Below are 10,766 nucleotides of genomic sequence, written 5' to 3'. Positions count from 1 at the left end.
TTTAACATACCACATTATATGGGGCGTAGAAAAGTGGGAAACTTTAATTTATAACAAAAGTCAGATAAGGTAAACTTGCCTTATCTGGCTTAAAACCATATTTCATGAAAAAATTAATATTATTGAGTCTTTGTATACTGACAATGATACATGTATCTGCTCAAGAAAAGAATAAAATTCATTTAAAGCTTATACAACCTGGAATTGAATATCAATTTAGTATTAAAAATAACTTGTTGGCATCTATTGATTTAGGTTTTGGCTTAATTAACATGAGTTATAATAGTGAAGATAAATTTGAAACATATATATCCACATTTTCGAATGTTACAGTTAAAAATATATACAATTCATCAAAGGTATTAAGTAGAAATAATAGTTTATTGTTTCATTCTGGCAATTACTATGGTATGAGGTGGTTAGGGTATAATGGAAATGTAAGTAACGACTCTAAAGGTGAACATTTTAATTATGCTGTGGGTCCTGTGTGGGGGCTTCAACGATATCATAAAACGTTTTATTACCAATTTGAGTTAGGTTTGGGTTACCATAGTAGGACAGAAATAAAAGGTGTTGCACCTTTAGCACGGTTTTGTGTTGGAATTAATATAAAACAATGGTAAAGACAATTTCAGCTTTTTTATTCTTTTGTTTAGGATTTATAAGTACTAGTTTTGCTCAATTGACCTACAGGTTTGAGCTCGGAGTGGGAGGAAGTCCTTATTTTGACCATAATATCGCTAAAACGGTAAGTGGGGCTGTTGGGTATTGTTTTTTTGAAGAGTTGACTGTTTTTGGGGGTATTAATATGTTCTCTCAGAGTAGTTACGTTTTTTCTTTTGAAGCAGAAGATGAAGATGCAAGATGGGAAGAGAATAAAACAGAACATCTTACTTCTTTTCTTTTACAAGCAGGCATTCATCATTCATTGAATTTAAAGACTTTTACCAAAGGAAAAAGCCCATGGCAATATAGGCGGTTTGGCATTTTCCCAGAAATAAATGCATATTTCAATCCTCATTTAAATCGCAAGTATAAATCAGGAGCTGGTGAAGAATATAAAGCGCCATATTCAAGCCAGTTTGCATACGGTTTGGGAGGAGGTATTTTATATGGTTCATGGAAGATGTATTTAGCTATAAAATATGAATGTAATACAATTGACAATTTAGAATCTATAAACACTATAGTACCTGATTTGGTTAAGAATAATAAATATAACCATGTAGTTAGTTTAATATTTGTATTTCGATAGTGTTTATCGTGTAAAGAACATAAGGAATAACGCCCGCTAACAATGGCTGATAAAGCATAGGCTTGCCGCAGGCACAACACAAGCCTACGCTTCATAGCCGTGTCGTTGTTGCGACACAAAGTCGCTCTATATAATTGTTTTACAGAGACTTACACCTCTGATAAAACCTATTGTTCTTCCAATAGTATCCTACCGGGACAACTGGCGTGTGGTGCAGCCACTGCGGGTTGAAGCTCCCGGGATAAGTGTACCAATCGCCCGGATTTCGTATCCTATAGGCGTGGCACGAAACCGCGAGGCGGACTGTCATCGGGGTCTTAGACCGATTAAGGGCATGGATGCGTGAGCATGGCTAAAATACATGAATATTCCGTAACTGTCGTGAAGGCGTAAGAGCGAAAACTAAGACTGATACGCTCCCTACCAAAATGGTAAGCTGACAGGTTATGAGCGTTTAACGCAGCTCATACGAAGATGTTGTTCAGCCGGCAGACAGGATGGGCCCAGTGTCGTGTCATGTATAAAATGACGTATAAGTTGAAACTGATTTTTGCTTTTTTCAAGATGAGAAAAAGCGAGCATAGCCATAGCTACGTGAACTTTTTATCATGAAGAAAAAACGAAAATCAGTGATGCTTGGTGCGGTATTTTATGCATGATACGACACTCGATTCACATTAGCTGTTATTAGAGCGGAACGCGGAAGCCCGGCGCTCTCTCCCACCTGTTTCGGGTAAACAAACGGGATAAAACCATAACCGCAAGGCATTGGGAAGCGTCGGACAGAGAGGTTGAACGAAGCGAAGGCCGGTTTGTAACGAATCGGATAGTGATTGAAACATCATCACGGGGCGAAAGCCCGCTGACCTTCAACTGGTGCTTTATGGCAAAAGTTTTTATAGAACCGATGAATTGAGAAAAAGCAAATGAACGAGGATTCTTTCCATCGTGTGCCTCTCAAGACAATGTGTCAATTGGCTATAAAGTGGAAGTTGCTAAGGTAACACCGTTAAGTTACCGGGTGAACTCAGAAATGAGACTGCCTTAAAAGTGCTTGAGCCGTATGATGGGAATTGGAAATCATGCATTCCCTGGTCCATCAATTATGAATGCATAAACTATCACGTACGCTTCTTAGCGGGGGAAGGGAGGAGGATTTTACTCCTCCTGACCTACCCGGTTAGCGCATGTTAAAAAGACAGATTCGTCTGTAAATTAAAAATTTGTATCTTTGGATTTATGATTACGAAGAACGATATATTGAATAGGTTGAAAGATTTAAAGCCAATTTTATACAGAGATTACTCTGTTAAGCAGATTGGATTATTTGGTTCCTTTTCGGATGATTCCTATACGGATGATAGTGATATAGATTTACTCGTTGAATTTGAAAGACCTATCGGATGGAAATATTTTTCATTAGAGATTTATCTTGAGAATATTTTCGGTCGAAAAATTGACTTAGTGACTAAAAATGCATTAAAGGAACAAATCAAAGATAGGATTTTAAATCAAGTTAAATACGTGTAATGTGAAAAAGGGAGAGCATAGCTATAAAATGTTCCTTGATGATATTCAGACTGCTATGAGCCGTATTGCTGAATATATAGAAGGTTACGATTTTGAGCATTTTATAAGAGATTATAAAACAGTTGACGCGGTTATCAGGAATTTTGAGATTATTGGAGAAGCTTCGAAAAAATTAGATGATAAAATTAAAGAAAAGTATCCTGATGTTCCATGGAAAGAAATGTACTATCTGGATAATCCGGAGTAAGCTGCCCCCTATTCCAGGTAAAAAAGATTGATACAGAATATCATTAAAAATAAGATGACGGATATCCCTGAAATCTCAGAAAAAGAAACTTTACCGGAACACCAAAATATCCAAATAAAAAAGGGAAGATATAGTTAGATATACCAAACTATATTAATATATTTGTGTAAAAGAGGTCTATGTATAACATTGAAGAATTAATAAATATTATCCTCAGTAAAAGTGAACAGATTGAAGAGCAGGCAAAGCAAAGGACTGATTTAAAAAACCTGACAACAAAGCAATTGAATTGTATTGAATTAATTCATTCTATGGAAAATCCAACATTATCGGAACTGACCGAAAAATTGAAAATTACCAAAGCATCAACTTCTGTAATGCTTGACAGACTCGAAGAACATGGTTTTATTCACAAGGTAAAATCAGATAATGACAGACGCTCGGCTCATGTACATCTAACGGAAAAGGGTGATAAAGCAGCTCATTTACATACCGATGTACATAAACAGTTTGCTACGCTCCTGACAAAAGAATTAACAGATTCAGAAAGGGATATTCTAATAGTTCTTCTAAACAAAGCAATAAGGTCAATACAATAAAAAAATTTAAATACATAGTTAGATATATCTAACCAACATAATTTAAAAACTATGAAACGAGCATGGCAAAATTGTCATAATAGATCATTAGGTCATTAGATTATTAGATTGTTAGATTATTAGATTGTTAGCTAATGTAATAAAACTTATAACATTCTAATTCTACTTTAACAGATTAAAATAATCACTAAAAAAACTCTAAATTAAGTGTCGTTATTGTTTTATAATTTGCAGTATTTTAGTATCTTGCATTGAAATTAAGAACAAAATTCAAGTTTGCAATGTGTAACGGGCGAAAAACTTAAAAAAATTTACGGATAATGGTAAAACACTGCTCGCGGTTAACGACCGTCTTGATGTGTATCTATCTGAATTCCAGTGCTATTTCAAAAACAAAACAAAATCTAACTTCGACAAAGCCACGCAATACGTCGAAGGTTTAGCCTTGAGCGATTTGAAAAACATCGAGCGCATCACCGAGACATTGAACGCAGACTACCACAAGATGCAGCATTTCATTACGGAATCCAATTGGGACGCGAGGGCTGTCATCGATCAAATAGCAAATCAGGTAGACAAATCTCTCCCAAAACAGAAATTAAAAGGGTTGCTCATAGACGAAAGCGGATGGGTAAAAAAAGGCGACAAAAGTATAGGTGTTGACCACCAGTATTGCGGCAACGTTGGGAAGACTGCAAACTCACAGGTAGCAGTTTTTGGTTGCTTGTGCACCGACAAATATGCAGCGCTGGTCGACACGAGGCTGTACCTTCCAAAGTCATGGACCAACAACAGCGCCAGGTGTGAAACTGCTGGTATCCCCAGACAGGACAGGGTTTTCAAGACAAAACCCGAGCTGGCTACAGATATAGTGAAGCACCAACTGGAAATGGGCATCGAGTTCGATTACGTTGGTGGAGATGGACTTTATGGCAACGATCTTGCGTTTACCCGTTCGATAGAGGATATGGGGTTAGTTTACATGCTCGACATCCATAGCGATCAAAAAATTCATCTTGAAAAACCCGAGCTATATGTCCCCCAACGAAAAAGCAATCGTGGGCGGCCTCCCAAAAGGCCCAAGGCAAGCACACCGTCGGTAAACGCCAATGAATATATGAAGACGCTCACAACCAAAGACTGGAAGAAGCTTGATATCCGTGATTCTGCCAAGGGAAGGTTGAAGGGCCTATTCCATTTCAAGACTGTTTACATTTGGGACAAGACCAGCGATGCAGTTGAAAAAAGGTTGCTGGTCATCTCAAAAAGGAAAACAAAGCAGGGGGTAGAAATAAAATATTCGTTCACAAACGCAGAACTAGCTCAATACACACATCAGGCGCTTGCCTACATGCAGGCACAACGCTTTTTCATTGAGCATAGCTTCAAAGAGCAAAAACAGATTGTGGGCATGGACCAGTTCCAAACCCGCAAATGGTTGTCATGGCATCACCAAGTAGCACTCAACATGCTGGTAGGCAGTTTTATGCTGAAAGAAAAACTATTGAACCAAGACGCAGTACCACTACTGTCGGCAAGGGACATTATGGATTTCATGGTATACAAATTTTATCGTGAAATGACCGATGAATTGATGTTGGAGAAACTACAGCAGCGTCACAAAAAACGACAGCGCGACATAGATTGCTGTTATTCAAAGCGTTAAATCTGTTAAAGTAGAACTAACAACTTTAACAATTCTAACAGCCGTAACAATTTATTAAAGATAAAATACCATTATCATTTATTATTGTATCAAAGAAATAATAACATGGATAAAAATAGAGCAGGATATACAGAAGGATTTGTTTCTATTCTGGTAAATACAGGTTTATTTGGATTAAAACTATGGGCTGGTATAGTTTCAGGTTCAATTGCCTTAACCGCTGATGCATGGCATACTCTATCGGATTCATTAAGTTCTATAATCGTAATATTTGGAGTAAAACTATCGTCAAAAAAGCCGGATAAAGAACACCCGTTCGGTCATGGACGATGGGAACAAATTGCATCCATTTTTATTGGTTTTCTGTTAACATTAATTGCTTATGATTTCATAAAGGATGCAATACTACAATTTAAAACCAGGGAGACTGCTGATTTTGGAACTATAGCTATTGTAGTTACTATTATATCTATTTTGGTAAAAGAAGGATTAGCGCAGTATGCTTTTTACATAGGTAAAAAAACAGGGAATCTTTCTGTAAAAGCAGACGGCTGGCATCACAGAACCGATGCTCTATCTTCTGTAATAGTACTAATCGGTATATTCTTTTCGAACCGTTTTTGGTGGATTGACAGTGTATTGGGCATAATTATAGCTTTCATGCTTTTTTATGCAGCCTATGAAATAATTAAGGATGCAATCAATAAAATATTGGGAGAAAAACCAAGCAAAGAACTGATTGAGAAAATTGAAACGCTTGTTGAATCAAATTTTGATGGAAACGTATATCCACATCATTATCATATCCATAACTATATCAATAACAAGGAACTTACTTTTCACATTAAGGTGGACAACAAGATGGATGTTTTTTCTGCTCATGCTATAGCAACTAATATAGAAGATATGATTAAAAAAGAATTGTATATTATTGCAACCATCCATATCGAACCGAAAGGTTTTAAACATGAAAATGATTGAGATACAGCCCATAATACATGAAAGAATAATAAAGCGCGGGACAAACACTCAGCCTCCGATCAAGTGTTTATTTTCAAGAATTTGAGTTAAACTAATTATTTTATTACTTTTCGCTAACAGAACGATAATTTAAGCTAATTTTAAGTTTTGCTTAAGCTAATTAAAACCTGAATAGTACAATCTTAGTACAAACTTTAAAACAAAAAACTATGTTGACAGCAACACACCTACATGCAATGATTGTTCATTTTCCGGTTGCCCTGGTATTGGTGGCCTTTTTTACGGAAGTACTCGGCTTAATATTTAAGAAAAAGTTTTATCAGCAAGCTACCTTTTATATTTTAATTCTGGCTGCTCTTGGTACTATTGCCGCATATATAACCGGTGATGTTGCAGGCGGTGGAATGGAAGGAGGTTCTTTACTTCAGGCCGTGGAAGCACACGAAGAAGCAGCTCTTTTAACCCTGTTGTTGACCATAGCTGCTGCAGGAGCTAAAAGTGCCTTGTATATATTAAAAAAAGAAATTCTTTGGCTAAAAATAGTAGCTTTTGTCTTGTTGCTGGCTGCCGCCGGAAGCGTGGCATATACTGGTAATTTGGGCGGTCAGTTGGTATTTAAACACGCTGCCGGCGTTGAATTGGGCTTTGGTAATTCTGAAACTATTCAAAACAATAATGTTGAAGATTAAGCTATTGTTGTTCATCAGAATAACGAAAAAACAAGCTTCAGGAAACCACTATAGATATAAAACATGCGAATTTTAATTGTTGAAGACGAGCCCTCCATTTCCAATTTCCTTAAAGAAGGTCTGGAAGAGGAGGGTTTCGCTGTTGATACAGCCGATAACGGAAAACAGGGTTTACAATTGGCCCTTGATTATTTGGAAGAATACGATATTATTCTGCTCGACTGGATGTTGCCCGGAATGAGCGGCATTGAAATACTCCGTAATATCCGAAAAGAAGATCCGGCAGTACCGGTCATTTTCCTTACCGCCCGAGACACTACCGACGATGCCGTTTTCGGACTGGAAACAGGAGCCAACGACTACATTCGCAAACCCTTTGCTTTTGAAGAATTGCTGGCCCGCATTCGTGTACTGATGCGCACAAAAAGCAGTGAGAACTCGGTATTTCACTACGGCAATATTTCGCTGGATGTAGCTTCTCACCGGGTAAGCAAAGCCGGGAAGAATGTTGAACTTACCCAAAAAGAATTTGCCTTGCTTGAGTTTTTATTGCGCAACAAGGGGAAAGTAAGTCGGCGCACCCACATTATTGAAAAAGTGTGGGATATCCATTTCGATTACGACACCTCGGTAATTGATGTGTACATCAATGCACTCCGTAAAAAACTTAATGATAAAAACAGCGAATCATTCATTGAAACCATTCGGGGAGTAGGTTACCGAATAAACGATGACGCATGAAGCTACGTTTTAAGAACCGTATAGCACTTTTTAGTACCATTGCTGCTGCCATTACCATGTTGGTGATGTTTGCTGCAATGTATTCTGTAATTTATACTACTACGTTTCGTCATCTTGACCATAGTATTCTGGAAGAAAAGGAAGAATTATTTTCCCAGATATCTACCGAAGGCGATTCTCTGGTGTTTAGTTTAAATGCTGAGTGGGAAGAATTGGAGCACAATAATGCAGAAGTAGATCCTATCTTTTTACAAATAGTAGATGAGAAGGGAACTGTCATTTTCCATTCGCGCAATTTACAAAACGACCAGCTACAGTATGCCGATTCACTGAACTCGAATACTTTTTTTAATGTGGAGTTCAACGGGAAAAAAATACGACAAGGACAATTTCCCATCAAAACCGAAACGGGGAAAATTATCGGACAGCTTGATATAGGTATATCTCAGGTCGATTCCATTGTCATCCTCCGTAACCTGCGCAATACTTTTTTTGCCGCCTTTCCGCTTATGCTCTTATTCTTTTATTTCGTTACTTCTTTGGTGGCATCACGTAGTATAGCTCCCATAAAGCAATTAATAGGTTATGCAGAAAAGATGAATTACAACAATATCAATCCAAAACTACCATTACCGGAACATCATGATGAGATTTACCAGCTTACCACTACCATCAATGCCCTGCTTGAAAGAATAGAAACAGGACGCAACCGCGAGAAACAGATAACTGCGGATATATCGCATGAATTGCGTACCCCGCTTACCGGTATTAAAGGAACCCTGGAAGTACTCATTCGGAAACCCCGCGAGCCGCATCATTACGAAGAAAAGGCAAAACAAGTGATCCAGGAAGTAGATTCGATAAACCATATTATTAGTCAGTTGCTGTATTTGGCACGCTTAGATTCAGGAAACATATCGATTGTAAATAAGCCTGTTCCTTTACACGATATGTTGCAATCAATCCGGAACAAATGGCAAAGCAGGTTCTTAGAGAAAAACATGAGCATGCAAGTGGACATTCCTGAAAATACCATGGTTCAGGTCGATTTTGGTTTGCTTGAAATGATATTGGAGAACTTGGTTAGCAATGCGGTAAAATACGGAAATGTAAACGGAAAATTGCATTGCCGTTGGCAAAACAACACCAACATATTGACGATTAGCGATAATGGTCCCGGTATTCCACCACAACATTTAGCACATATTTTCGAACGTTTCTACCGGGCTGATGTTCCCGGAAGTTCTTCGGTGCAAAGTACCGGATTAGGACTTTATATTGTTAAAATGCTGACAGATATTCAGGGAATACAAATAGAGGTAAACAGTCGGGTTAATGAGGGAACTCAATTTTTTCTTTATTTTAAAACATAAAAATGAGTGCAGTATAAAAAGCATATTTTTGTCAAAATCAAGGCGTTTTAAATTTTTGTACTGAAGTTAACTTATTGTTAATGAGGATGCAAAAATTTAAAACAACAACGAGTTTGGCAACAAAGATGCTTTTTAGACCAGGCTCAAAAATCTTAAGGAAATCTTAAGAAAGGATAAAGGAAATTTTAATGGCATCAGAAGTATATTTGTAGTGTAATTTATTAACTAAATAAAAAAGAAAATGAAAAATTTATTTTCCTTATCGGCATTAGCCATAATTCTTAGCATTCTTACTGCATGTAACACGGGAAATGGCAACAACAGCAAAAATGCCAAACTTCAGACCCCGGCAGCCAAAGTAAGTGATGAAAAACAAATGGCTCCCGAAGAAGCCAAAGAAAAAACCATGTCCGACCTGCAGGAAGCATTTAAAGGTGAAACAACTGCATCCGCAAAATATGCAGCCTATTCTAAAAAAGCAGAGGAAGAGGGATTACATAACATCGCCTTACTGTTTAAAGCTGTATCAACAGCCGAAAAGATGCATGCTAACAATCACAAATCGGTTATGACAGAATACGGCGTGGCCATTCCGGAATTTACCCCTGAATTTACCGTTAAATCGACTGCCGAGAATTTGCAGGATGCCATTGACGGGGAATCGTATGAGATAGATACTATGTACCCTGAATTTTTGAAAGATGCTGGTAACTCTAAAAGTCAATTGGCTCAAATAAGTTTTAATTATGCGGTTGAAGTGGAGAAAAAACATAAGGTAATGTACACAAATGCGCTGGCAGCGCTTAATAATAACTCGGTACAAGAGCTTCCGAAAGCATATTATATATGTCCCACTTGTGGAAACACCTACGACCAAACACCACCTGAACGTTGTGGTATTTCAATGACCAGTTCAGAAAGATTCATTAAAATAAATAGTTTATAGACAGGTAATCAATAGTACTCTTCTATAAAGTCGGGAAAAGTTGTAACAAATTATGTGTCTGTTCGGCAAGTGTCATCTAAAAGACTTGCGAAGTACGAAAATACGCCGTTGACTTATCGTAAATGAGTAATTTTCGGACAAGCGTAACATAGTATATGGTCCGGTATTTTGCATTCCTGCGAAATACCGGACTCTGTTATATAATCATACTTATACCTAACCTGGACAAGCCAGAGCCAAAAATAACTAATTCGCGCAAATTCGGTGATCCAAAGTTCAAATGGCGCAGCCATTTATAAATATTTTGCTAAGAAATACAACAAAATTAGAGATAAGGTACTACGTTTTTTCAGGACAAGCCTGAAAAAAGTCCCTGTTCGGCGGGATTTAGTCAACTTAAACAACATGTTGGTTAGTTTTATGCGCTAAGCGCCTAAGATTCTCAAATGGTATAATGACACAACGCTGTCTTCCGGGATCAGTTCTTCGTCATATACAAAATACTGTTCCATATAGAAATAACCACAGAACGTCTGATCCAAATGCTTTCCGGAGCAGAAAATGAAATTATTAATGCACCATTCATTCAAAAAGGATGATATCCTGAAAAATTCTCATTATATTAATTTGACCAATAACAAAATAATAAAGATACTGAACCAATTAAAAGAGGGTATCCCATGAAACGAACATGACAAGGTTTGTCACAAAAGAACATGTATAATTAACCTCTAATCAT

Annotated in this window: 11 protein-coding genes; all 11 read left to right on the top strand. The window is 37.3% G+C overall.

Annotated elements, in window-relative coordinates:
- Window positions 1–104: 104 nt before the first annotated feature.
- The 11 genes from ATH1_RS0115515 (at window position 105) to ATH1_RS0115465 (ending at window position 10,027) form a co-directional block, all read left to right on the top strand.
- Window positions 105–623 (top strand): hypothetical protein, encoded by a 519-nt coding sequence (locus ATH1_RS0115515; RefSeq protein WP_010423771.1) that lies wholly within the window; start codon window positions 105–107, stop codon window positions 621–623.
- On the top strand, window positions 617–1,255 hold the full coding sequence (locus ATH1_RS0115510; RefSeq protein ID WP_010423769.1) for a hypothetical protein: 639 nt from the start codon (window positions 617–619) through the stop codon (window positions 1,253–1,255). Before ATH1_RS0115515 ends, ATH1_RS0115510 begins: the two co-directional genes overlap by 7 nt.
- A gap of 1,269 nt (window positions 1,256–2,524) precedes the next feature.
- The gene (locus ATH1_RS0115505) at window positions 2,525–2,785 is read left to right on the top strand and encodes a nucleotidyltransferase family protein (protein WP_211208088.1); all 261 of its coding nucleotides are present in this window, start codon (window positions 2,525–2,527) and stop codon (window positions 2,783–2,785) included.
- Between the two features lies 1 nt (window position 2,786).
- Window positions 2,787–3,032: a HepT-like ribonuclease domain-containing protein gene (locus ATH1_RS19720; protein WP_139035471.1), complete on the top strand. Its 246-nt coding sequence runs from the start codon at window positions 2,787–2,789 to the stop codon at window positions 3,030–3,032.
- A 179-nt stretch (window positions 3,033–3,211) separates the two neighbouring features.
- Window positions 3,212–3,631, top strand: coding sequence for a MarR family winged helix-turn-helix transcriptional regulator (locus ATH1_RS0115495; RefSeq protein WP_010423758.1), 420 nt, complete (start codon window positions 3,212–3,214; stop codon window positions 3,629–3,631).
- A 358-nt stretch (window positions 3,632–3,989) separates the two neighbouring features.
- Window positions 3,990–5,297: an IS701 family transposase gene (locus tag ATH1_RS0115490; protein ID WP_010423755.1), complete on the top strand. Its 1,308-nt coding sequence runs from the start codon at window positions 3,990–3,992 to the stop codon at window positions 5,295–5,297.
- A gap of 105 nt (window positions 5,298–5,402) precedes the next feature.
- On the top strand, window positions 5,403–6,278 hold the full coding sequence (locus tag ATH1_RS0115485; protein WP_010423751.1) for a cation diffusion facilitator family transporter: 876 nt from the start codon (window positions 5,403–5,405) through the stop codon (window positions 6,276–6,278).
- A 209-nt stretch (window positions 6,279–6,487) separates the two neighbouring features.
- A complete protein-coding gene (locus tag ATH1_RS0115480) occupies window positions 6,488–6,967 on the top strand; it encodes a DUF2231 domain-containing protein (protein WP_010423749.1) in 480 nt (159 codons plus the stop codon).
- A 63-nt stretch (window positions 6,968–7,030) separates the two neighbouring features.
- On the top strand, window positions 7,031–7,708 hold the full coding sequence (locus ATH1_RS0115475) for a response regulator transcription factor (RefSeq protein WP_010423745.1): 678 nt from the start codon (window positions 7,031–7,033) through the stop codon (window positions 7,706–7,708).
- Window positions 7,705–9,081: a sensor histidine kinase gene (locus tag ATH1_RS0115470; protein WP_010423741.1), complete on the top strand. Its 1,377-nt coding sequence runs from the start codon at window positions 7,705–7,707 to the stop codon at window positions 9,079–9,081. The genes ATH1_RS0115475 and ATH1_RS0115470 overlap by 4 nt, the downstream gene beginning before the upstream one ends.
- Window positions 9,082–9,322: 241 nt before the next feature.
- Entirely contained in the window at window positions 9,323–10,027 is a 705-nt protein-coding gene (locus tag ATH1_RS0115465; RefSeq protein ID WP_010423737.1) for a rubrerythrin family protein, read from the top strand.
- Window positions 10,028–10,766 lie beyond the last annotated feature (739 nt).

Source organism: Anaerophaga thermohalophila DSM 12881 (assembly GCF_000191885.1).
Lineage (GTDB): Bacteria > Bacteroidota > Bacteroidia > Bacteroidales > Marinilabiliaceae > Anaerophaga > Anaerophaga thermohalophila.
Note: the sequence above shows the minus strand (reverse complement) of the source record. Positions and strands in the feature narration are given on the sequence as shown.